Source organism: Undibacterium sp. Di26W, assembly GCF_049340265.1.
In the GTDB taxonomy this organism is placed as follows: Bacteria; Pseudomonadota; Gammaproteobacteria; order Burkholderiales; family Burkholderiaceae_D; genus Undibacterium.
This window is the reverse complement of sequence record NZ_JBMPOR010000012.1, coordinates 145,989-169,800: the sequence shown is the minus strand read 5'-3', so window position 1 is coordinate 169,800 and position 23,812 is coordinate 145,989. Positions and strand designations below refer to the sequence as shown.

The following is a 23,812-nucleotide window of genomic DNA, read 5'->3' as shown; positions in this document are numbered from 1 at the left end:
GAAAAGAACAACTTCCAACCCCGCTGTTTGGTATAGTTATCCACAGCCGACATCTGAAAATGCGGCGCCCGGCCCTGGGTCAATATTCAATCAGCAGGGTGGGTCAATATTCAATCAGCACGAACAGTCCGGTGACTTTCCCCGGATTTGCGCTTCAATAGCATACAGTTCACCAATCCGGCGCAGAATCTCGGTGGTCGTTGGCGTGGCCTTTTTTGCGTGTAAGTCATAGACCTTGCGTCTGGCATGCGCCCAACAGGCTGCTTCGGTCACGTGGCCATCAGTAAAGATCTTGTCATAGCCTCCATAGGCATAGGCTTGCAACACCCCAGTGAATCCGGACAGATGCGTCTGCGGATGCAGACCCTGCCGATTCGCGGAGTAGGCAAACCATACCGCCGGAGCGGCCTGAGAGGCGCAATTGCGGTCATCGCGCACGTACACCCAGAGCCGGCCGGTTTTTGTTTTACCGTTGCCCGGTGCCAATACCGGCATCGGTGTGTCGTCGGTATGGACCTTGCCGGGAGCGACCACATAGCGACGCAAGGCTTCTACCAGCGGAGTGATCAAGACACCACATGCGCCCATCCAGCGCCCCGTGGTCGCTGGATCGAGCTCCACCCCGCGCCGGGCATGAATGAGGGCTTGCCGGTAAAGTGGCTGATGATCAGCGAACTTGCTTACGGCGATATTCGCCAATAACCCTGGACCAGCAAATCCCCGCTGGATCGGACGACTCGGTGCCGGTGCTTGAACAATGCAATCACAGCAAGCGCAGGCTTTCTTTTTTCTCACATGACGAATGACCTTGAACGCTGCTTCGATCACTTCTAACTGCTCAGAGACATCTTCGCCCAGAGGTTTTAGATTGCCACCGCATTGTGGGCAAGCATCTTCCTTCGGTTCAATCATGTGTTCTTCGCGCAGCAAGCTCTCCGGGAAGGGCTTGTGGATTGATTTCTGGCGTGGCTGCGCCGGGGTGTCTGCGGTTTGCTCTGCTGCACCTTCTTCGGCAATCAAATCTTCCAGACGGGTTTCCAGTTGCTCCAGCTTCTGGTCGATCTTCTCGGATTTGCGACCAAACACCATGCGTTTTAACTTGGCAATCTGGAGTGTCAGTTGTTCGATCTCGAGCGTGCGTACACTCAGGGCCAGTTCCAGAGTTGATACCGTTTGGCGCAGGGACTGCAATTCGCCATCTCGCTGGAGCAGCAATGCTTTTAGGGCATCGATATCGTCTGGAAGTGAGGGGGTGGTAGGCATGCATGGAGTTTACGCATGTTCTGGAACGTTTACAAGAGCGATAGCGGTGGCCAGGTGCGTTCCGGCTGTTTCCAGTTAATTCCTTCGAGAAGCATGGATAACTGTGCCTGGGTCAGATGGACTTTGCCACTGCTCGCCTGGGGCCAGACGAACCGACCACGTTCTAATCGCTTGATCAACAGGCACACTCCATCGCTGGTGGCCCAAAGCACTTTAACCACGTTGCCACGCTTTCCCCGAAATACAAACACATGGCCAGCCAAAGGATCTTCAAGAAGCGTCATTTGTACCTTGGCCGCCAGACCATTCATACCAGAACGCATATCAGTTACGCCTGCTGCCAGCCAGATGCGCGTTCCCGCCGGCAGGCCCATCATGTACGTAACATTCCCAATACGGCGCGGACCATGCTCAGGTCGGCCTTGCCATCAAAACGCATCACTGCACCGGCCATCTGGATTTCAATTACACTTGGCCGGGTGACTGCAGGTTCCTGACCGGCAGCCGCATCAGGTAGGTCAATTGAATTTGCCAATGGTAAATTATCTGGACTCTCGTCGACGATCGTTACCGGCAACATGGCCTGCCGGTGCATCACTCCGTCCAATCGACCTTCCCGTAATTCCCGACGCCACTTGAACAGCATGTTCACGTTGATATCGTTCTCTTGCGCCAGCCGCGAGACCGAAACGCCAGGTTCGGATGCGCTCTGCGCAAGTTGTTTCCTGAATTCCGGTGAATAGTTGGGTCGCCGCTTCCTGTGGACGGGGGTGTCTAGTAACACCAAGGTAGCTCCCGCTAAAATCTAACGGGAACTACTTTGAAGGTTTTTTATGCTGGTGTACAGACGGCGCTGATGAGGTGCTTACGTTCTTTCAATCAGCCGCTTTCGGTAAGCGGCAAATGCTCAGAATATGTTCTGAACCGGGCACCTGGACAGTTTGCAGTGCTGGTGGGATTGTCTTGCCGGGGCGGCATATTTGAAAAATGTTAAAATCTTAATACGCTGAACGCTTGTTCAGATTGAAAACAGGATTGGAATTCCTCAATGATTGATAGCAGCCAGCCGATGGCCGAAAGCCAAAGCGACGACGAAGTCGCGCTTGTCGTCCCCACCTTTTACATAGTCTCCCGCAAAAAGCTGGCGATACTGTATATAGCGACGCTTGGTATGTATGCAGTCTATTGGTTCTATAAGAATTGGAGCAACTATAAGAACCGCATATCGGACAACTTCGATGACGACCGCTCGATCTGGCCGGTGCCACGTGCGATATTTGCAATCTTTTTCACACATGTTTTGTTCCGCGAAGTCAAAGCCTATGGCCACGATAAATCGACGGTGGCCGAATGGAATAACGAATCGCAAGCAACAAAGCTGGTGTTGACCATGATCGTATCGCACGTGCTTGATCGTTTGAGTTATCGTTCCATCGGCTCGCCGTACACGGACGTCTTGTCACTCCTGATTCTAGCGCCATTGCTCGCCCAATTCCTTAGTGCACAGCAAATGATCAATGCTAGCTGTGGAGAGCCCGATGGCGAAAGCAATAGCCGCCTCACAAACGCGAATTACGCATGGATCGTCCTAGGTCTGCTAATTTGGATACTCGTCATTTTCAGTATTTTCTTGCCCAGCTAGTCGTGTGCCGCTCCTGTTGCACAGATGAGCGATCCCTTAGCCAACTTGCTCGATATGCTGCGGTAACTAACTTTATTCACTGTAGTCAGTCATCTGAATACAGTGAATAATTTTGCAGTAGAAGCAATCAGCCTGCATACCCCAAACGCGGCCTTTATCACTAACTGCAAAATTCTTGGAGAAAGCAAATCATGGCAAAGTATCTCATTTCATTTCCCAGTGCTGCAATGAAAGTACCCGACAGTGAGATGGAGATTGTCGGGCGAGACGCCCATGCCGTGATACAGGAGACAAAAGAAGCAGGCGTCTACGTTTTCGCCGGTGGCATTGATGATACAGCACCGCCCGTTCTGGTATCGGCCGATGGCACAGTCGCTGAGGGCGGCTATCCGTGGGCACCTCCACTCAATGGTGGCTTCACTATACTTGAGCTTTCTTCAAGACAGGACGCCATCGCCTGGGCCGCACGTCTCGCCAAAGCATGCCGCTGTGATCAGGAGCTTCGGGTATTTGGGTTTGATCCAGAGTCGTGAGATTGGAGTGTTGCTGTCCATTCTGCTAGCTCATGAAATGTCCGCTTCGGGGCGGTGAGTTCAAGCTAATATAGTTCTGCTTCGGGTCGATATCGGTCGTTCGGCCTGCCTCGACCAACTTAATTCGATACAATCAGGTGAATCGAGACAGTAAAGTCCATCTAGTTCTTTAGGGCTGAGCTTAGAATTATTAATCATATGACTACCTCCATTCAGATGAAGCGCTGAACGGTTAGATCTGCAAGCCACTAGCGAATTTGATCACGCTTACCTGTTGCCATCAACGCGGTGTCTTGCGCGGCTTTGGAGTAGCCACGAACGAATGCCTCCTCTTCGCTGGTGCCGGGCGTAAATGCGGCACCTATTTTTATGCACATCCGTTTATCCTCTTGCAATTCATTCAGCACATCCACGTTCGAGCTTACGTATCCAAGTGTGATAATGGCATCTTTTTCTTTGTTCTCGTCCATCTGGTCTCCATATTCCATCTCGATTAGCGCAAGGTAGATGGATCGAAGTTGCTTGGAAAAATCTGTATTGGTTTTGGTCAAGTGTATTGCGGTCCAAGCTACCAATAGGGCGATGCTTTCGATGGGCTCTTTCGCATCAGCCAGAAACTTTGTCTTCTCACACCATATGCCCATCATCGATGCCATTTTGTTTAGCGAAGTGTTGAGGTCTTGAATGAAATGTGACAACAATATACTGGCGCTCATCAAACTTTCTTGAAACAATATGGCCGGGTCCCAAATTTTGTTGATCACGTTCATCGCGCTGGTCTCTGCGCGTAGGAATTTAATTGCCTCGGTCGGCGACTCTGCCTGATCGATTGATGCGGGGATGACGTTTGAGATATATCTAGGCTCTATGGAGATTCCGACATTCCATGCGCACAGCTTAGCAATTTTTTGAGCTGCATTGCTTATTGCAAGTACCCCCGAATCGACTAACGCGCTGATGACGTCTAGGGTGCAAAACCCTGTTGCATCAAGCCGGTCTTCACCGCAGTAAATACGGAAACAGAAGTCGTCTGAATAGAGTAGGAATTCATTCCTTGCAATAATGATCTTTATTTCCTCGGATGCCCAATGAAGATAGTTTTTTTCTACAGGTTTTATCGCGTGCGGCTGCTGAATCTTCTCGAAATTTTCGCGAAGGACTTTCAGTAATGCAGCGCACTTGTTACTCATGGCGCCACCTAAAAATGGTGTCGCCAAATTGGCCAGTTCGGAGATTGTGGCTTGTGAAATCGCAATTTTTGGAAAAATATCAAATAAGAGCTCGAAGAGTTCCAAATCGTAAGTGACGAGCAGGGCGGTAAGATCAAGCAGCGGAATCCTTTTTTGCATGTACGATATTGGAACGGCTTCTCGTTCGGACTGCATCATGGTGAGTTGATATTGGCGCTCCCCATACTTCGATCGCTTTCCAATTTCCCAAAGCGATGGTAGGTCTCCCACATTCATCAAGATGCTTCGAGGACGCCATGCATAAGGAAACGGTATCTCGCCACGCTGCAGTTCGTGCACGAGCTTGGTGTTGTGGTTGATACGCTCTTGATCGAATATATCATGCCCCACAATTTTTTTAATTGATTGCGTGAATTCTTTTGCGTCGGCGTTCTCATGCACCTCGCTTCTGCGAATGAAATTTGACTCCGGGAATCTCTCAAAGAAGAGATCATATCTTTTGTTTAACTTGACGTTTTCTATTTTTTCTGGCGCTGCTGCCATCGAAAATCTAGCTCGAAGAATCATGGACAAAAACATGCCTTCTTCGATTTCATCCGTTTGGTCGCAGAGCTCGCCATATCTGAGAGCGAAATCAAAGACACGGGGATTGGAGGAATCTGCCATGTGGACGAGGTTGAACAGCAACCGCAAGCAGTTGAGCTTCTTATCCTTGGTTTCCGCCGTCGAGAGAATGGAAGCGACGGTGGTGATAGCCTCATCCCCAAACCCGCAACGGACGACGATGTTGATGTAGGTGTTTATTGCCAATGGGTCGGAAACACCTTGGGCGATCAATGCCTTTAGGGCATTCAATGCCTCGGACGTATGTCCCAGCTTTTCAAGCGCCAAAGCTCGGTATGCTGCCAGACGTGAACTGTCTGAAAAGCGCCTCTGGACATCTACGCAAAGATCAAGAAGTGCCTGCCACTCGCACAAATTCGCCAGCGACTGTGCGAGCACCAAGGCGGCTCGGAGATTCAGCAGCGATGTGGATGTCAGCCGGTTCGCCACATCTTTACATTTCTGCGCCGCTGCTTGAGAGGATGGATCGAGAATGCATATAAGCTGCTGAGCTATGGCTATCGGCTGTCCAAGTGCCTCATAGCTCTCCCATAGTTTGGCTGCTGCCGCGTCGCTTGCCAAACTGTTATCCTCGATGGTCGCAAAATATTCAGCAAGTGCTGCGCATGGCTTCAAATGCTCGTGCGTGTTTAACATCGAAAGCCATTCTTCCCGTTGGCTGGTTCTGACGATGCGGTGCGCCGAAAGTGAAGCCATCATCGCGGCTTCGCCAAATGACTGCAGATCGGTGTTCATCCGAGGTAGCGATTGATTGAAAAGTTCTACACACTCGTCATCGCGTTTCAAGTTGTGGAGCAACATTATGCGATGGCTTGCGACGAGGTCATCGAATGGTAGTCGCATGTTGGCTTCGAGCGCAAGTTTTAGGTCACCACAATGGACTGCGATCGACTCAAGAGCTCTTTGGAGATTGGTTAAGTGAGGTCTCGCGTTGCCTGCGTTTCTAATGAGCGGCAGCGCCTCTTTTTGCTTCCCTAGCATGATGGAAGATGCGCTCCAAATATCTGCCAGGTAATCGATGTTAGGGGGCCAGCCGACACGTTGAAATTCTTTGACTGCTGCTTGGACGTCATCCCAGACCTGCATGAGTAGACCAACATCAGTCCTGGTCGGTCCAGAGGGAGGTAGATGCACGTCGTAGTCGCTGGACACCAGCATGAGAGCCAAGCTGAATCGGGCCCTAGCGCGCAGCATTAGAAAAAGTTGTTTGCCATATTTAATGGACACACCCTGCTGCAAACCTTGTTCGCATACATCCAGAGTCTGCTCAAATTCGCTTTGCATACAATGGATTATTGCCTTTGCCATCAGGCTTTCGACGCCATCGAAGGAGTTCGTGCACTCAAGCGCTTCACTGAACTTACCCTCCGCAGCAAGAACGCGAGCTCGCATGCCCAAGGTCATCGGGCTTGTGTCCGTCAACCTGGCGAAGACGTGCGAAAAGTCTGCTGGGACAGTGGAATCCTCTCTGTAACTCAGCCGAATTTCGCTCTCTGCCCAAGACACTATATTTTTCGGTGGACTGTTTGGCACCGCGGCCGATGCGGCGTAAGAGTCGCGAGAGGCTGCCTCGTCACCCACTAGTTGGAAGAGACGACCACGCAAATGCCAGTAGTCCGATCGCTCCAAGGGCAGTGCGTTGGGTAACATTTTCTCGGCCTCGTCCAGGGCCGTCGCTGCGCCAGCCGCATCTCCGTCTTTGAGGTGATGGTCCGCTTCTTTGAAATGCCATGGCATGGTTCCAGCTTTGGGGCTCGGCCAAGACTCCTCCGGGTTTTCAGTCATTACGTCAAAAAAACTACTGCTGCGCTCCGCGAAGTTTGCCGGAATGTTCTCAATCATGATGGCGCGATCTTCGTCGCTCAAATCTGGACGCCGTTCTTCCATCGAGAGGTCCAGCGCTGCCCCACCCGCCCGAGTTTGAGGATGCGCTCCACTTCGCCGGACAAGTTGCTCGAATTTGTGAGTTGATTTGCGACAGGGATGCGCAGCGCTACGCTGTCCTTGTCCAAACTTACCCGCCGCAGTTCCTCGTGAATCCAAGCGTAATAAAGCAGACAATTTTTGGGGACGTCCGGATCGGCAGTGAGATCCGCGAGAACCAAAAGCACGGGCTCGTTGGTTTGTCGATAGTAGTTGACCGTGCTGGTATTCAACGAGATGGAGTAGAACTCTCCAGTTGTATTAAGGCTTGGATGCAGCGTGCCTTTGAGCTGAACTCTGAAAACATTACGCGCATAGCCTTCACTGAGATCTTGGATCTGAAAGTCGAATCCGAAATCTTCCGCACCACCCAAATTCGTAGAGACCCAATCATTTGGCATATTAGCGGCAAAGCATTTTTCCGCTAACCTGCAGATCCTTTGGGATTCGTTGACCTGTGGAAGGTTTACTGGCTGCGACATTAGCGTCTCCAAGTAGCAAGTTGCGTTGGCGAAATCCGCGGTGATCCCACGCCGCGTAATGACACGATGATATATTGATAAGAGTATCATGTCGATGCTACTTGGCACCTGAAGGATCCAGCACTTTTTCATATCCACAGCAAAGGAATTGTTATTGTCATGACATTTTTAATCCGAGTTAACGCTAATAGTAGATTGCAGATCAAATCAACAAGCTCCCCTGCCCATCCCAGAAAAGACGGATAATACCGCCCACACGCTTTTGAACACTATTCTGGAACTCCCCATGGAAATTAAGGTTAACTTTCTCGATAAGCTTCGTCTTGAAGCCAAGTTCGATGATTTTACGGTGGTGGCTGATCAGCCTATCCGTTACAAGGGGGATGGTTCTGCGCCTGGTCCTTTTGATTATTTTTTGGCTTCGTCGGCCTTGTGTGCGGCTTATTTTGTGAAGCTGTATTGCAATACCCGCAATATTCCTACTGAAAATATCCGGCTGTCGCAGAATAATATTGTTGATCCGGAAAACCGTTACGCGCAGATTTTCAAGATACAGGTGGAGTTGCCTGCGGATATTTCTGCCAGGGACCGTGAAGGTATTTTGCGTTCCATCGACCGTTGCACGGTCAAAAAAGTAGTGCAGGCCGGGCCGGAGTTTGTGATTGAAGAGGTCGAGAACCTGGATGCAGATGCGCAGGCCCTGCTGACCTTGAACCCTTCTGCGGATGCGGCTACCTCTACATCTACCTACATCCTGGGCAAGGATTTGCCGCTGGAGCAGACTATTGCCAATATGTCTGGCTTGCTGGCGGGGCTGGGTATCAAGATTGAGATTGCTTCGTGGCGCAATATTATTCCGAATGTGTGGTCGCTGCATATCCGCGATGCGCATTCGCCCATGTGTTTTACCAATGGCAAGGGCGCGACCAAGGAAAGCGCGCTGGCGTCGGCCCTGGGTGAGTATATCGAGCGCCTGAGTTGCAACCATTTTTATGCGGGTTCGTTCTGGGGTGAAGACATCGCCAACGCGGCCTTTGTGCATTACCCCGAAGAGCGTTGGTTCAAGCCTGGCAAAAAAGATGCACTGCCCAAGGACATACTGGATGAGTATAGTCTGGACATATACAACCCCGATGGCGAGCTGCGTGGTGCGCATCTGGTCGATACCAATTCTGGCAATGCAGAGCGCGGTATCTGTTCGCTGCCTTATGTGCGGCAGTCGGATGGCGAGGTCGTTTATTTCCCGTCCAACCTCATCGAAAACCTGTACGCCAGCAATGGCATGAGTGCCGGTAATACGCTGGCCGAAGCGCAGGTGCAATGTCTGTCTGAAATTTTTGAACGCGCCGTCAAGCGCGAAATTCTGGAAGGTGAAATTGCCTTGCCGGATGTGCCGCAAGAAGTACTGGCGAAATATCCTGGCATTTTGGCTGGTATACAGGGGCTGGAAGAGCAGGGCTTTCCGGTGTTGGTGAAGGATGCGTCGCTGGGTGGCGTGTACCCGGTGATGTGCGTGACCTTGATGAACCCGCGCACAGGCGGTGTGTTTGCCTCTTTCGGCGCGCACCCGAGCCTGGAGGTGGCATTGGAACGCAGCCTGACAGAATTGCTGCAAGGCCGTAGTTTTGAAGGCCTGAATGATTTACCGCAGCCTACCTTTGTCAGCAATGCGGTGACTGAGCCAAATAACTTTGTTGAACACTTCATCGATTCCAGCGGCGTGGTGTCGTGGCGCTTTTTTAGTGCCAAGGCTGAATACGATTTTGTTGAGTGGGATTTTTCTGGTCAGGGCGAAGGTGACAATGCCAGCTCCAATGCGGATGAAGCCGCGACCTTGTTCGGCATACTCAAGGAAATGGGCAAAGAAGTTTACATGGCAGTGTATGACCATCTGGGTGCTACTGCCTGCCGTATTCTGGTGCCGGGATATTCTGAAGTTTATCCGGTTGAAGACCTGATCTGGGATAACACCAACAAGGCCTTGTTGTTCCGTGCTGATATCTTGAATTTGCATACGCTGGACGATGAGCAACTGGAAGATCTGCTTGATCGTCTTGAGAGTAATGAGCTGGACGAGTACAGCGATATCGCCACCCTGATAGGCATAGAGTTTGACGAGAACACGGTCTGGGGCCAGCTCACCGTTGTGGAGTTGAAGCTGTTGATCAATCTCGCCTTGCAGCAGTTTGAAGAGGCGAAAGAGCTGGTCGAAACCTTCTTGCAGTACAACGACAACACGGTCGATCGCGGCTTGTTTTATCAAGCCTTGAATGTGGTGCTGGAAGTGACGCTGGATGATGAGCTGGAACTGGAAGATTACCTGGTTAATTTCCGCCGCATGTTTGGTGATGCGCGCATGGATGCGGTATTGGGATCAGTCGATGGCAGCGTGCGCTTTTATGGCTTGACACCAACCAGCATGAAACTGGAAGGGCTGGACAGGCACCAGCGCCTGATCGACAGCTACAAGAAATTACATGTGGCGCGCAGCAAAGCGGCTACCTCCAGCTAAGCTTGTGAGTGATGACACTCCATAGTGTCATTCGATCTGCCATCAACGGCAGAAAACTGTTTCCTGATGATGCCTCTGCCATGAAGCTGGTGTACCTGGCGATACAGCACTGGCGACAGACGCTAAACTGCTTTGAGATGGAATTTGGTGAGCGTATCAACGCTCACCAGTAATTCTGGGAAAACTTGTACAGGTTTTTTTACAGGCTCCGTTTGCATCGCATTAGAGTTCGATACTTTGTAAGTTTTATGTAACAAGAAAATCAATTTGTTTCTGACAAGTTTGTCATAAATAGCCAGAGCGGTAATACCACTTTCGTTTTTGTGCAAAAACTTGCCTGACCCTGGACGTTTGTGCACATCGCACGGCCATTTTTTGTCACAGGATTTGCCGGGAATAATGAGTGGTATGGGCGCTGCATCACTGGCATCATATTTGGATCATAGGTAGTACGCGAGTTCTATCATCTCGCATTTTATTTGCGGGCAATCCAAAATGCGCATTCTCTTCATGCTTGCTATGATGGCAAATAAATTGACGTCAAAAATCCATCGCCATTTCAGTCGCTTCTTTGAAGGACGAGCTGCTTGTGCCTTGGTACTTAAATAGGCACCGTCATTCCACAATAAAGTCTGTAAAGTGGAAAAGATTCCATTCCATCTCACCGATTGGCATTCGACATCGTCATTGACCGATGTTGGCACTGCCCAAATCTGTCAGTGCACTGACAAAAAATGAGATAAGCCACGCTTCATTTCAGGGAGAAATTATTTCACTCCTGGTGCCTTGTCACAGGCGTTCGCTGGCTTGCAAGTCACACAGCGACTGGGTACTGTGGCGCTTCGACAAACAAAGACACCCCCCGTTAATCATTTTCCTTTTTGAATTCATCGCATCCCAGGCAGCTCAAGCAATTCAAGCAGTTGAATATTCTATTCGCGCATCCAAAAACATGCGCAAAAACATGCGCCATGGGTTTCAAAAGATGCCGTTTACAGGCGACATCAAAAATGTGCAACGTACCAACCAGGAGTTCTTACGTGAAAAAAATATCTGCCCGCATGACGACTATCTGTCTGGCGTCATCTCTACTCTGTCTGCAACTGGCTGGCTGCGGTGGTTCCAGCACTGCTGATTCTGCTGCCCAGAATGGCGCAAGCAATACACCCATGGCAGCACCACCGCAAGCTGCAACTACAGAAACCGCGCTGACTCCGGTGAGCGCCAGTGCCAGTTCCATGGAACGAGGTGACCTGTCTGCCGCGGCAGCCATAGATCACAATGAAAGCACACGCTGGGGTAGCGGTTTCACCGATGACCAGTACCTGACACTGGATTTTGGTAAATCCGAAACCATCACGCGGGTACACATAGAATGGGAAAACGCCCATGCCACGCAATACCTGCTGCAAGTCTCTGACAACAATGCGGATTGGGTCACGATCAAGTCCGTTGATAATAGCCAGGGTGGTACCGAAGACTTGAGCGGGCTGAGCGGGCAAGGGCGCTATCTGCGCATGAAGGGTATCAAACGTTCGACGCAGTACGGTTATTCCATCATCGAAATCCAGGCATTTTCGGGTCCGCCAGCGGCACCACAACCGGGCACAGATCCTCAACAACCGGTGCAGGTTGATTTGAGCAAGCCTGGCGTTGCCGTCAAGCCGGTTACGGCAACGTCGTCAGCAGTAGAAAATCAGGGTATGTCGGCAGCGATGGCGATAGACGGTAAGCTGAATACGCGCTGGGGTAGTACGTCTGAAGACGGGGCCTGGATACAGTTTGATTTTGGTGCCAAGACCCCGGTTGGCTACATGAAGCTGGTCTGGGAAAACGCCTATGGCAAAGAATACGCGCTGCGCGTGTCGGATGATGGCCAGACCTGGTCACAACTGCGCTATGTCAGCGCTGGCAAGGGTGGCACGGAAGAGTTCTTTAATCTTGGTGCCAATGCCCGTTACATCCGCCTGCAGGGCGTGGCCCGTGCTACGCAATATGGGTATTCACTGTTTGAGGTTGAATTCAAGACACCGGGCAGTGACAATACATTGGCTGACGCCACCACATCAGCATTGAAGTTCCCGGCTAGTGGCAGCGGTTTGGCAGCATTGCCTGCCGCCGCCGAGCCGCTTGAAACCCTGCAATTTACGCTGCCCGATGGCACGCTGGTGACACGCTTTGGTGCACGTGGCCTGGCACGCCATGGTCGTGAACGTGGCGAAGAGTGGAATGAAATTGGCTATGGTCCAAATGAAACCGTCGATGCAGTGACGGGCTTGCCGGTGGATAAAGGGCCGGGCAATTACCTGACTTTCGTCGCCCAATATTTCAAGAATCGCACCTGGGGTTTTGAGATACTTGATAATAGTCGCGTGGCGGGTGTGACCAAGCCGACGCTTACCGTCAACCAATACAATACCGTGGATTTCTTGCCTGGTGGCGTAGCCTTCTTCCGTGGTTTTGATCGTGTGGGTGTGACGGGTTATGGCTGGATGAACCCTGGTGAACTGGTTGACCGCAATGTCGCCATCTGCAAACCGGTACCTTATCCGGCGAATGGTAAGCTGGCGAGTGCCGATGGTGTCAACGGTGCCTGTACCTTGCGCGTCAAGGATTATCCAGGGCATGACGATCTGGATGCGAATGGCTTCCCGAATGGCAAAAATATTCCGGCCCGTCCACTGGTCGTCGGCGATGTGATTGAAGTATCGCCGTCGATGTTTTCGACGCCTGACGGCATGGCCGCCAAGGGGGATAGCGGCGGTGTGCGTTATTACTCAGCCGAATGGATTTATGTGGTGGGTTCGGGATTGAAGCCCTGGTATGGCGTGCAACCACGTCTGAATTCTGTGCCCTTGCCGGAAGAGACTTTGTCGGGTGGCCAGGGTTCGGTGTCTTATAACTATTCAGACAATGGGCTGTTCATGTTCCAGCAGCCGCACAACAATGCGGGTATGCAAAACATTCAGCGCTTTGTGGAAGGCCGTCGCCTGGTGCACACCAACTTCACCACGGGTGACCATAACGAGCCGGGCAATGACCGTTACTTGCAGGCGGTTGGCTTGCAGGGGCCGCGTTTCAACCAGTCTGCCTGTATCGCCTGCCACGTCAACAATGGCCGCAGCGTGGCACCAACTGCTACCAACCAGCGTCTGGACAGCATGTCGGTACGGGTGGCGATGCTAAATGCAGCGGGGCAGCAGTTGCCGCATCCGCAGTATGGCAGCGTGGTTCAGATGAATGCCTTTTCGACGTCTGGGGTGCCGCAAAACTGGGGTACCAATGTCAACGTGGCCGGGTTTGAAACCAATACCAGCAAGCTGGCAGATGGCACGGTGGTTGAATTGCGCAAGCCAACCCTGGCCTTCGAAGGTGCAGTGCCAGCCGTTTATTCGCTACGCGCTGCCCAGCCCATGATAGGCATGGGCTTGCTCGAAGCGATACCAGAGGCAGACATCCTCGCCCGTGCCCGTACCGCGCCGGATGCGGATGGTGTCATGGGTGTGGCCAACTTTGTCTTTGAACCTGAAACAGGTGCTGTCCGCCTGGGCCGCTTTGGCTGGAAGGCATCCAAGGCAACCCTGCGTCACCAGACGGCTGCTGCACTGTTGGCGGATATGGGGGTAACGTCTGCGCCTTACCCTAACCGCAGTTGTACCACCGACCCTGCCGGCTGCGCTGCTGCCGCACCTCAACCAGGTATTTCGGAAGCTGATCTGCAATCGATCTCGCGCTATCTTGCATTGGTGGGTGTGCCTGCGCAACGCAGCATAGCCAGTGGTTTCCCTAAAGGTGTAGCACCGCTGGATGAACACCGTGTCGATGCGCAACAGGTCAGTGCTGGTGCCAAGCTGTTCCAGGGTATGCGTTGTGCGGCTTGCCACACAGCAGAGATGAAGACAGGCTCAGGCCATCTGTTTGCCGAACTGCGCAACCAGACCATACGGCCTTATACCGATTTGCTGCTGCATGATATGGGCGCAGGTCTGGCTGACAAATTGGTTGAAGGCCAGGCACAGGGCAATATGTGGCGCACTTCGCCTTTGTGGGGTATCGGGTATACCGACAAAGTCATGGGTAACAGCAGTAAAGTCGGTTACCTGCATGATGGTCGCGCCCGCAATCTGACTGAAGCCATCATGTGGCATGGTGGCGAGGCGGATCGTGCTCGCCAGCGTTTCCAGAACTTGTCAAAAACTGACCGTGAGGCTGTACTGGCTTTCCTGAAATCGCTTTGATTGCATAGTTTTACATGATAAGCACTGCTGAACAGATGCTCTGTTCAGCAGTGCTTATGCTGGGTTTATGCAAAACAGGGTTTGCGAAAAATTCGCCGCTTTGCATTCATCGTCAATTGTCTGCCATACTCGGCAGATCGAAAACATTCCCGTGCTTAGCCAAAAGTGAAGGCAAATGCGCCAACGCCAGCATCAAGAAAACGAATTTCGAAGCTGCACTCTTTCACCTTACCGGACTGGCGCACTAGCTGGTAAAGGCGGGCCTCGGTGACGGTGCCATTGCCTTCTGCATCGGTATCTGAGCCGTGATCTGCGCCAGGTGCATGACCATCGATCCGGACTTGAAAACGCACCGGCATGCCGTCGGCGCGTGGCCCAAGGACCAGATGCAAATCGCGTGCATTAAAGCGGTACACAATACTGCCGTCCGCCCGGTTCAGATTCGCGCGTTCTGCACCAACGGTCCAGTTACCTGCCAGACTCCATTCGTTCAAACGCGGCGCAATCATAAGGTAATCGTGGGCTGTATCTCTTTTCAGTCCACTGTTCGAGGAAAAATTCGATGCTTGCTGGTACCCGACATACGTTTCGCCAGAGCGCAGATGCGCGATATCGGGCGCTGCCTGTTCGGCGCTGGCTTTTGGTGTTGTCAGTGCGGCCCCAGCGCCAGACTGGCCGGCTTCGGCCAATAAGGACTGGATGATAGTCTCTGCCTTATCGTAGTTGCCTTCGCCAGCAAGGCGCGCCCTGATTCGGCCCTGCGCGTCGGCAAAGTAGAAGACTGGCCACGCGTTGTTACGAAAAGCGTTCCAGATATGATGCTCGCTATCGACTGCGATCGGGTAATCGATCTTGAAGCGTGCAATCGCTTTCTTGATATTCGAGGTGTCTTTTTCGAAGTCAAATTCAGGGGTGTGCACACCGATCACGACCAGACCCTGAGCGCGGTATTTCTCTGCCCAGGCGCGCACATGCGGTAAGGTGCGGATGCAGTTGATGCAGGAATAGGTCCAGAAATCGATCAGCACCACCTTGCCGCTTAGCTGTGCAGAATCGATCGGGGTTGAATTCAGCCACGCCGATGCACCGACTAGAGGCGGAAGATGCCCAAGGACCGGCAAATCGCTGGTGTGTGCGCTGCCGTTCGATTTCATTGCTTTATCTCTTGCCTCGTCGGCGGCGGACATGTTGGTGACCATCGCAACAGCTATGCCAAGTGCGATGAGCGCACCGCTGGCGAACCAGCGATATAAGTGATATAAGCGTGTGTGAAACAGGGAGAGGATGAAACGCAGCATGAGAAATTCCTTTTAATGCATTTTACAACGATGGCTGTGTAAGTCCGCACGCAGGCTAACGCGATGTTGCAGCCGATCTGCGCTGCGTGCGGGATTTGTTTTTCGTTGCATCAGGCCAGGGTGACGCTCACTTCGATGTTGCCGCGACTCATCTTCGAGTAAGGGCAGATCTGATGTGCGGCAGCTATCAGGTCTTGCCCCAGATCGCGTGGCAGGCCGGGTAGGCTCACCTTGAGGCGCGCCTGTAACAGGAAGCCGCCGTTTCCTGTACCGAGATCGACTTCGGCATCAACGGCAGTGCCCGCAGGCAGGGACAAATTTTTGTCCTTGGCCGCCCGTCCCAGGGCACCGATGAAGCAGGCCGACCAGCCAGCGGCAAAAAGCTGTTCCGGGTTGGTGCCCGTGCCAGGGCTGCCAGGAGGCGACAATGTGATGTCAAGACGGCCGTCGTCGCTATGCGCGACACCCTCGCGGCCGCCGGTGGTGTGGGTTTTACCGGTATAGAGTACTGTTTCGATCTGGTTCATGCTGTTTCCTTTAAGGTAATCGGTGATCGGTGATTGAAGAACGTAAAAGTGCAATGACATGCTGCTGAAAAACCAATGAACGGTAATGTGAAGGGGCGCGCACAGACGGATTCCCGCTCAAGTCGTCATCAAAAATGGCCGACTTCGATCACGGCATCGGCGAAGGCGCGCGGTGCTTCTTGTGGCAAGTTGTGACCGATACCACCAGTGATGAGCTCATGTTTGTACTTGCCGGTGAACCGCTTGGCGTAGGTGGCGGGGTCGGGGTGTGGCGCACCGTTGGCATCACCTTCCATGGTGATGGTCGGCACGGTAATGGAGGGGAACTTTGCCAATTGTGCTTCCAGTGCTTCGTATTTCGCTTCGCCATTTGCCAGGCCGAGACGCCAGCGATAGTTATGGACGGTGATGGCGACATGGTCCGGATTTTCCAGTGCCACGGCACTGCGGTCGAAAGTGGCATCGTCGAAGTGCCATTGCGGCGATGCAGTTTGCCAGATCAGTTTGGCGAAATCGTGGCGGTTCTTTTCGTAGCCAACACGTCCGCGCTCGGTAGCGAAGTAAAACTGATACCACCATTGCAGTTCGGCTTTTGGCGGCAAGGCTTGCTTGCCGGCTTCCTGGCTACCGATCAGATAGCCACTGACCGAAACCAGACCTTTGACACGTTGCGGCCACAGCGCAGCAACGATACCGGCTGTGCGGGCACCCCAGTCATAACCGGCAAGGATTGCCTTGTCTATCTTCAGCGCATCCATCAGTGCCACGACATCCGAAGCCAGCGCCGCAGGTTCGCCATTGCGCAGGGCATTGGCGTCAAGGAAGCGTGTCGTACCGTAGCCGCGCAGGTGCGGCACGAACACGCGATAGCCAAACTTGGTCAGCATGGGTACGACATCGACGAAACTGTTGATGTCATACGGCCAGCCGTGCAGCAGGATAACGACCGGGCCGTCGGCCGGGCCTTCTTCAACATAACCAACGTTGAGGTCACCAGCGTTAATCTGCTTGATGGACTTGAAGCTGGCCAGCCCCTGGCTTGTTGTTGCTGTCAGGCCCGGTGCAGTGCTTGTGGATTGTGCCTGGGCTACGCCTGACATGGCGAATTGCGCACCAGTAAGGACAAGGGCCTGGGCAAGCGCGGTGGTGACAAGGACGAGGCGGCGCTTGTTATAGATGTTGCCGATGTGGTTGATGTATTGGTGCATTTGCTTTCTCCGGTGATGATGGTGTGGTTTTCAGATGCTTGTTGCAATTGATATAGGTCGGTTAATGGCAATAAATTAATTATTGTGATAATTAATATGACGATAAATATATACAGGTTCGCGACTGTTTTCAAGTACGATAATCATTATTTCGATAAATACTTTCACGGAGATGTGTAATGGGCAATAAATCCAATGCCAACAAGGACGTGGCCAGGCTCGGCGACTTTATGTGTTTTGCCATCTATTCGACCAACCTCGCTTACTCGCGCGTCTATAAACCCGTGCTGGAACAGTTGGGACTCACTTACCCACAATACGTCACCATCATTTGTCTTTGGGAGGAGGACAACCAGACCGTCAAAGGCTTGAGCGAGAAGCTGTTTCTGGAACCGAGCACGATGACGCCCATGTTGAAACGTCTGGAAACGATGGGCTATGTGCGCCGTGAGCGTGACAGCGAGGACGAGCGCAGCGTGCGCGTGTCACTCACTGATACGGGGCGGGAACTGAGGGAAAAGGCATTCGCCTTCCGCGAGGTAACAGCCAGGGCATCCGGCCTGGCACCGGAGGAATTCCGTGTATTGCAGAAGGCTATCGTCAACTTGCGCGCCAACCTGGTGAACGCTTCCGACGAGAATGCTGCCGCAGGGAGCAAGCGCTAAGGCTCATTCTTGTGCCGAAGTTGTTTGCATGTTTATCGGCGCACTTGCCAGTGGGCTGGCGAAGCAAAGTTCGCCAGTCATGCTGACATTAAATTGACATCAAATAGTATCCACCGATACCGCCTGCAAATAGCGCGTGAAAGAAGCATCGGTGGCGGCACGAGCCTCTCCGATGATGTTGCGTTTCCAGGTGAAGCCGAAAATATCTTCGTATTGATAAGCTTCCAGCCGCGCGCGCATGGCCAGTACATCACCCGGCTTCATGGGGATGTAATTGGGGTAGCTGTACATAAAAGAAACATGGCGTCGATCAGAGGCAACTTGCATAGCGTCTCCTGGAAAAAGGGCTCCGCCTGCACGTGGCCCATGCTTCCAGTGCAATGCCGTGCTACCCGGGAAATGACCACCACACCTGATGAGCGTGACGTTAGGGGAGAGTGTTTTTTCGTCGCCTTCCCAAAACTGAATATGCGAAGAAGATCTTAATACCCAAGGCTTGTCCGCTGCATGAAGCAATATGGGCACGCCACCCAGGGCCTCACTCCACTCTACCATCGCCGCGTAAAAATGCGGGTGCGATATCACGATTTTGTCTACGCCCCCACGTGCTTTTAGTGCTGCAAGCGCCTTGTCAGTAACAAGACTGATACTTTCCCAGAGGATGTTGCCGGCGTCAGTGGGCAATAACAGCATTCTTTGGGGGATGGCAAAGCCTGACGAAAAACCTATCGCCAGCAGGCCCTCTTCTTCCTCTATCCGAAGATCGTATTTAATGCGCAGTGCTTCGTGCGTGGTCCAGATCTGACCATCCCAACCTACATATTGACGCTCATCTTCGCAGATCACGCAATGTGCCGGAACAAGGGAAGTCTCCGCATGTTGCGTCCCACAGGTATTGCATATATACATAGGCATGGTAGTTCCAATCCGTCGATGTGGTTAAAGTTTAGTTGTAGTTAAAGTTGAAGTTGAAATGGCAGAGGTACGCGAGTTGTATCTGATCAAGCCAGTTGTCAAGGCTGTTCCCAATACGATCAGGCTGCTGCCTGCTGCCATCTTCAAAGTAAAAATTTCATCTAAAAAGAGCAGCCCCCACAACACACCGAAGGCGGGTACCAGGAAAGGCACAGTCATCGTACTGGATGCCCCAACTGCAGCGATCAGGCGAAAGAACAGCACATAAGCCAATGCAGTGCAGATCACGGTCAATGCCAGTAAGGCCAACCAGGCATGCGCCGATGGCATTGCAACAGGTCGCCAGATGACTGCGGGTGCGGCAAGCACCAACGCCGAGATCAACTGACTTCCAGTAGCGACAGCTAACGGCGGTACATTGGCCAGATATTGCCTGGTGTAGTGGGCGGAGAATGCATACAAGACAGTGGCTGCCATGCAGGCGGCTATAGCCCAGCAGGTGGCGAAGGTATTGGCACCATCTTTGAAACTTGCATTATCCCAGGCCAACCACAGCACCCCGGCGAACCCCAATGCCAGGCCGGTGGCCCGCTTCGCGCTGATATCTTCCCGTAACCACAGCAGGCCAATAATTGCTGCATACAGAGGTGTCGCCGCATTGAAAATCGCAGACAGGCTCGCATTGATGCTCAACGCGGCAAATCCAAACAAAACGAAAGGCAGGGCGGAATTTGTAATGCCAACCAGTGCAATGGGTTTCCAATAGTGGCGCAAGGCACGCAAGCCACCATCCTGACGTGCAGCCAATAAAGGAAGCAGCAACAGCGATGCCCCTGCTGCCCTGGCACCCGCCATCGTCAAAGCACCAAATTCACCTGCACCTATACGCATGAACAAATAAGATGCCCCCCACAAAGCCGCTAATGTGAATAGGCAAGTAATATCTCTATTCTTCATTTTTTTCTCCGGATGTTTTGATATGTGTCCATGATAGGTATGACTCAGGTCAGAAAAAAGATGCAAGAGTGACTTAAATGTATGTACCATTGACGTGACCATACCTGGCATCCCCCTGGCTGAGAGCAGAAGGAGTTTCATGGAAACAGATCTCGATATTCGTATTGATCGCGACACCAGAGTATCGTTGACCAAACAGATCAGCTCTGCCATCAGTACAGCCATTCGTGCCGGCCGACTGTCACCAGGGGCACGACTACCTTCATGGCATGACCTGGCCGTTCAACTAGGCGTTTCACGCGGAACGGTGCGGATGGCTTATGATATTTTGTGCGATCAGCAACTGATTACCGCCCATGGTGCAGCGGGTACTCACGTCGCATCGCACACTTTAGCAACACTGCATAAGGGAGAGCACAACGGGTACCACGACGGCGACCACAACGCAGAGCGTATCGGGGACAAGCCATTGGAAGAGGTTTATCCCGGTTGGCCTGTCAAGCCTGGCGTCTTCCAGGTGGGAGTGCCAGCCCAAGATGTGTTCCCGTTCAAAACCTGGTCCCGCATCATGGGGCGTGCAGCACGCACGGCTGCTGCCAGGCAGTTAGGCTATCCAGACCCTCGTGGAGAACTGGAATTACGTTCAGAGATTTCTGCTTACCTGGCTATTGCCCGCGGTATTGACTGTACACCTGCGCAGGTCTTTATCACTAGCGGTTTTGCCGGAGCCCTAGGAGTGGCACTGCGTGCATTGCAGATGGAAGGCAAGTGTGCCTGGATGGAAGAACCAGGGTTTTCAACGACCCGCGAGACATTGATACAATCAGGTGTTACACCGGTACCAGTGGCAGTTGATGCGGAAGGACTGGACGTAACGTCGGGATGGACGACGGCGCCGCAAGCTAAACTGGCGATCGTCACGGCGGGTCAACAAGCCCCGCTAGGTGTCACACTGTCGTTGCGGCGACGACATGCCTTACTTGATTGGGCCGAACGGTCTGATTCCTGGATTATTGAAGATGATTATCTCGGCGAACTGCAACTCCAGGGCCGCGCCGCGCCAGCACTTGCCTCGCTTGATCGCAACGGCCGGGTGTTACACATCGGGACCTTTAGTAAGACGATCGCTCCCAGCTTGCGTATAGGCTTCCTTGTGGTACCAAACGAGCTGGTAGCGCGTATGGAAAATGCTGTGACCACCTATGCATCGGCACCTGCGCCATCGGTACAGTTGGCGGTGGCGGAGTTTATGCACAGGGGTCATTATCTGCGTCATTTGCGTCGCATGAAACGTGTCTACGCCGACCGTCGCACTACGCTGGGAGTTTGTTTGGGCGAGTTGTCGATTCCCTACATAGAGGCCGGGTTAGCCGTGTTGATACGTCTACCTGAAGGTGTGCGTGATACTGACATTGCGGTGCAAGCCCGTACGGTGGGTTTATCGCCATCTGCGCTGTCGTGGTGGTACGCACAACCCAAGCCTGGCTACGACGGATTACTGTTGGGCGTGACCAATCTGCCTACGGAACATGTTGCCGGGTATTGCAAGCGCCTGACAGGACTCTGGTCGCAATGACGAAGGCCGATGCAGACAATCCAGGCAGGGCGGCAGTGCGGCAGTGCAAGTAGCGCACTCTGTTTTCAACTGTTACAGTCCACTAGATAGTTTGGTTGTTCATCAGTGCCAGCACCTGAGTCGCAGTGAGTGCGCCGCGATAGATGCGGAAGTCGTCAATTTTGCCATTGAAGGTGGGCTGGGCGGTGTTTTGTGAACGGCCTATCCAGTTCTGACTGGTACTTTGTAGCCGGAATGGTGCCTGGAACATGTCAGTATTACTGCCGACTACTGCGCCGTTTACATACAGCTTGCAGGTCCGGCCTGACAAGGTCACCGCGATATGTGTCCATGCACCAGTTGGCAGTGCAGCCGGGCTGTCAACAAACAACTCACCATCGCGGCCATTGACGGTCATGGCGAAACGCGCGAGGCCGTTCGCGCCACGCGCTGTCAGCATCATGTAGTGACCAGTGCCGGAGCCGAAGTCGAACACTCGGTCCCAGGTGCGGGCTGCATTCCAGTAAACCCAGGTACAAATGCTGAAATCACCGACATCTGTCATGATGTCTGGTGGCAGGCTGACGTAGCCGCTGCTGCCATCCAGCGAGATGGCGTTGGATGTCTTGCCAGTGACCCAGCCAGTTTCCCCGACCAGTGTGCCGGTGTGACCGTTACCGCTGATGTCGGCAGCCACGGCACCGCTGCTTTCATCGAAGCTGAGGCGAGTGTGCAGTCGCAGGCCAGTGATTGCGCTGGCCACATTCGAAGCCGCGCTCTCGCCCTTGGATGTGCTTGCGGTCACGACGTAATACCATTCGCCATCCGCCAATCCGGTGTCGGTGTAGCTGAGTAGATCAGTGATGCCACTTGCGATGGTGGTGTAGGGGCCTGCTGCGTTTGCGGCGCGTTTTACCGTGTAGCTGCTGGCGTTGCTCATACCCCACCATGACAGGATTGTCTGGCCTGCACTGACGTAAGCGCTGAGGCCGGTCGGCCCGGCGCGGCTGGCCGTAGTATCGAGTGTGCAGGTGAGCGTGCCATAGCCCAGTTGATCGAAGCCGCCGCTGTTGGGGCCGTAATTGCCGCCACCGCCTTCGGGCTGTACCAACTGCGTGAATTTTTGCGTGTACGGTGCTGCAATCCCCATGCGGTTGACGTAGTGGTTGTAGACCAGCGCCCAACAAGGCCGCGCCGTGCCTTGCCCTGCGGTCGACAGCACAGTCTGGTTGACCTTGTCCACATTGGTGTAGGTTACGTAAGGCACGCTGTAATAATTGCTGCCAGATTCGATGAGATTGGCCTTGGCGACGTATTCGGCACCCATCAAAAAGCGGTTGTTGTCATAACCGTACAGGTCCACGCCCTGGTTCCAGGCCATTTCGCAGAGCGAGCCCATCAGTGCAATGCCCAGGGTATTGTGACCCTGGTCGCGCCCGGTTTCTTGCCACTGGCCCAGATAGCCGGGATGCACATAATAGATCGCCTGTGCTACAGCACCGTTGCCGGCACCACTCTTGAAATAGGTGACGGCTTCGTCAAATAGCGCACGCTCATCACACAGTACGCCTATCGCCAGCACCGAAGCCATATTGCACAGATCCCAATTGGACCAATAGTGGGTAATCTCGGTATTCAGATGGCCTTCCAGAAAGCCATGGTTCATCGGGTAGAAAATGTTACGCATCATATTCTGGAAGCGAGCGAAATCGGCCGCTGCCCAGCCGTTATAACTGCGCATGATTTCGCCGGCGTTGGCGAACTCATAGCCATAGATGCCGGCTGCCAAGTTCATGTCCGAAGTACCGCTGATGCCGGTCAGCGTGGATGACCATGCGTTCATGATCTGCACTGCTTTATCGGCGTAGGTGCTGTTACCCGTAATCTTCCAGCGTAGCGCGCAGGCGTAAGTCGCTGCGATATCATTAAACAGCCGCGAATAATTTTCAGCATTTGTACCATCTGCACCGCGATAAACCACCGGCACGGGTCCAGGTGTGTAGTTCAGGCTGGCGTGCGAATTGGCGATCAGCAGGTCCCAGCTTGACTTCCAGGGTTCGGTATTGAACTTCAAGGCCATACGCTCGAAATCCGTTTGCGTGTGCAACAGGCCAGGGTGGACGAAGCCGTTGACGGCGCTCCCAATTTTGCTCGTTGACGGCACCTGTGTCGATTCCAGCTGTTGCTTGGCACTGCCGCCGCAAGCAGTCAGTGCCAGTGCACCCAGGCCGTACAGGAAGCTGCGCCGGGTGATGGTCGTAGTCAATGTATCCATTTCTT

18 protein-coding genes and 1 pseudogene are annotated in these 23,812 nt (G+C 53.0%); 8 read left to right on the top strand and 11 right to left on the bottom strand.

The window, feature by feature from the left end; all coding sequences use genetic code 11:
- Positions 1-126: 126 nt before the first annotated feature.
- The 3 genes and pseudogenes from tnpC to tnpA all read right to left on the bottom strand — a co-directional run.
- A pseudogene (gene tnpC / locus ACO0LM_RS15860) lies at positions 127-1,263 on the bottom strand (IS66 family transposase); the annotation flags it as partial.
- A 29-nt stretch (positions 1,264-1,292) separates the two neighbouring features.
- Positions 1,293-1,640, bottom strand: coding sequence for an IS66 family insertion sequence element accessory protein TnpB (gene tnpB, locus ACO0LM_RS15855; RefSeq protein WP_422990807.1), 348 nt, complete (start codon positions 1,638-1,640; stop codon positions 1,293-1,295).
- Positions 1,637-2,047: an IS66-like element accessory protein TnpA gene (gene tnpA, locus ACO0LM_RS15850; protein ID WP_423038243.1), complete on the bottom strand. Its 411-nt coding sequence runs from the start codon at positions 2,045-2,047 to the stop codon at positions 1,637-1,639. Before tnpA ends, tnpB begins: the two co-directional genes overlap by 4 nt.
- Before the next feature lie 264 nt (positions 2,048-2,311).
- Between tnpA and ACO0LM_RS15845 the strand changes: the two genes are divergently transcribed.
- Together ACO0LM_RS15845 and ACO0LM_RS15840 are read left to right on the top strand one after the other, a co-directional pair.
- Positions 2,312-2,905 (top strand): hypothetical protein, encoded by a 594-nt coding sequence (locus ACO0LM_RS15845; RefSeq protein ID WP_423038238.1) that lies wholly within the window; start codon positions 2,312-2,314, stop codon positions 2,903-2,905.
- Positions 2,906-3,096: 191 nt separating this feature from the next.
- A complete protein-coding gene (locus tag ACO0LM_RS15840; RefSeq protein ID WP_423038237.1) occupies positions 3,097-3,438 on the top strand; it encodes a YciI family protein in 342 nt (113 codons plus the stop codon).
- Positions 3,439-3,686: 248 nt separating this feature from the next.
- Here ACO0LM_RS15840 and ACO0LM_RS15835 read toward each other — a convergent pair whose 3' ends face one another.
- Positions 3,687-7,139: a hypothetical protein gene (locus ACO0LM_RS15835; protein WP_423038236.1), complete on the bottom strand. Its 3,453-nt coding sequence runs from the start codon at positions 7,137-7,139 to the stop codon at positions 3,687-3,689.
- Positions 7,115-7,657: a DUF4365 domain-containing protein gene (locus ACO0LM_RS15830; RefSeq protein WP_423038235.1), complete on the bottom strand. Its 543-nt coding sequence runs from the start codon at positions 7,655-7,657 to the stop codon at positions 7,115-7,117. The genes ACO0LM_RS15835 and ACO0LM_RS15830 overlap by 25 nt, the downstream gene beginning before the upstream one ends.
- A gap of 286 nt (positions 7,658-7,943) precedes the next feature.
- Here ACO0LM_RS15830 and ACO0LM_RS15825 point away from each other — a divergent pair, with 286 nt between their 5' ends.
- The 4 genes from ACO0LM_RS15825 to ACO0LM_RS15810 all read left to right on the top strand — a co-directional run bounded on the left by ACO0LM_RS15825 (position 7,944) and on the right by ACO0LM_RS15810 (position 14,407).
- Entirely contained in the window at positions 7,944-10,169 is a 2,226-nt protein-coding gene (locus ACO0LM_RS15825) for an OsmC domain/YcaO domain-containing protein (protein ID WP_423038234.1), read from the top strand.
- A gap of 11 nt (positions 10,170-10,180) precedes the next feature.
- Complete coding sequence (locus ACO0LM_RS15820) at positions 10,181-10,342, top strand: hypothetical protein (RefSeq protein ID WP_423038233.1); 162 nt, start codon at positions 10,181-10,183, stop codon at positions 10,340-10,342.
- A 521-nt stretch (positions 10,343-10,863) separates the two neighbouring features.
- The gene (locus ACO0LM_RS15815; RefSeq protein WP_423038232.1) at positions 10,864-11,304 is read left to right on the top strand and encodes a hypothetical protein; all 441 of its coding nucleotides are present in this window, start codon (positions 10,864-10,866) and stop codon (positions 11,302-11,304) included.
- 34 nt (positions 11,305-11,338) lie between these two features.
- On the top strand, positions 11,339-14,407 hold the full coding sequence (locus ACO0LM_RS15810; RefSeq protein WP_423038242.1) for a di-heme oxidoredictase family protein: 3,069 nt from the start codon (positions 11,339-11,341) through the stop codon (positions 14,405-14,407).
- Between the two features lie 155 nt (positions 14,408-14,562).
- Here the strand turns inward: ACO0LM_RS15810 and ACO0LM_RS15805 are convergent, their stop codons facing one another.
- The 3 genes from ACO0LM_RS15805 to ACO0LM_RS15795 form a co-directional block, all read right to left on the bottom strand.
- On the bottom strand, positions 14,563-15,705 hold the full coding sequence (locus tag ACO0LM_RS15805) for a redoxin domain-containing protein (RefSeq protein ID WP_423038231.1): 1,143 nt from the start codon (positions 15,703-15,705) through the stop codon (positions 14,563-14,565).
- Positions 15,706-15,815: 110 nt separating this feature from the next.
- Positions 15,816-16,232 carry an organic hydroperoxide resistance protein gene (locus ACO0LM_RS15800; protein WP_423038230.1) on the bottom strand — a complete coding sequence of 139 codons (417 nt, stop codon included), beginning with the start codon at positions 16,230-16,232 and terminating at the stop codon, positions 15,816-15,818.
- 128 nt (positions 16,233-16,360) lie between these two features.
- Positions 16,361-17,440 carry an alpha/beta fold hydrolase gene (locus ACO0LM_RS15795; protein ID WP_423038229.1) on the bottom strand — a complete coding sequence of 360 codons (1,080 nt, stop codon included), beginning with the start codon at positions 17,438-17,440 and terminating at the stop codon, positions 16,361-16,363.
- A gap of 179 nt (positions 17,441-17,619) precedes the next feature.
- Between ACO0LM_RS15795 and ACO0LM_RS15790 the strand changes: the two genes are divergently transcribed.
- Positions 17,620-18,105, top strand: coding sequence for a MarR family winged helix-turn-helix transcriptional regulator (locus tag ACO0LM_RS15790; protein ID WP_423038228.1), 486 nt, complete (start codon positions 17,620-17,622; stop codon positions 18,103-18,105).
- Positions 18,106-18,204: 99 nt separating this feature from the next.
- On the opposite strand, the gene ACO0LM_RS15785 is transcribed toward ACO0LM_RS15790, so the two are convergent.
- Positions 18,205-19,020, bottom strand: coding sequence for an MBL fold metallo-hydrolase (locus ACO0LM_RS15785; RefSeq protein WP_423038227.1), 816 nt, complete (start codon positions 19,018-19,020; stop codon positions 18,205-18,207).
- Positions 19,021-19,044: 24 nt separating this feature from the next.
- Complete coding sequence (locus ACO0LM_RS15780) at positions 19,045-19,977, bottom strand: DMT family transporter (RefSeq protein WP_423038226.1); 933 nt, start codon at positions 19,975-19,977, stop codon at positions 19,045-19,047.
- Positions 19,978-20,116: 139 nt separating this feature from the next.
- Between ACO0LM_RS15780 and ACO0LM_RS15775 the strand changes: the two genes are divergently transcribed.
- Complete coding sequence (locus ACO0LM_RS15775) at positions 20,117-21,553, top strand: PLP-dependent aminotransferase family protein (protein ID WP_423038225.1); 1,437 nt, start codon at positions 20,117-20,119, stop codon at positions 21,551-21,553.
- A gap of 82 nt (positions 21,554-21,635) precedes the next feature.
- On the opposite strand, the gene ACO0LM_RS15770 is transcribed toward ACO0LM_RS15775, so the two are convergent.
- A complete protein-coding gene (locus tag ACO0LM_RS15770) occupies positions 21,636-23,807 on the bottom strand; it encodes a LamG-like jellyroll fold domain-containing protein (RefSeq protein WP_423038241.1) in 2,172 nt (723 codons plus the stop codon).
- Between the last annotated feature and the right edge of the window lie 5 nt (positions 23,808-23,812).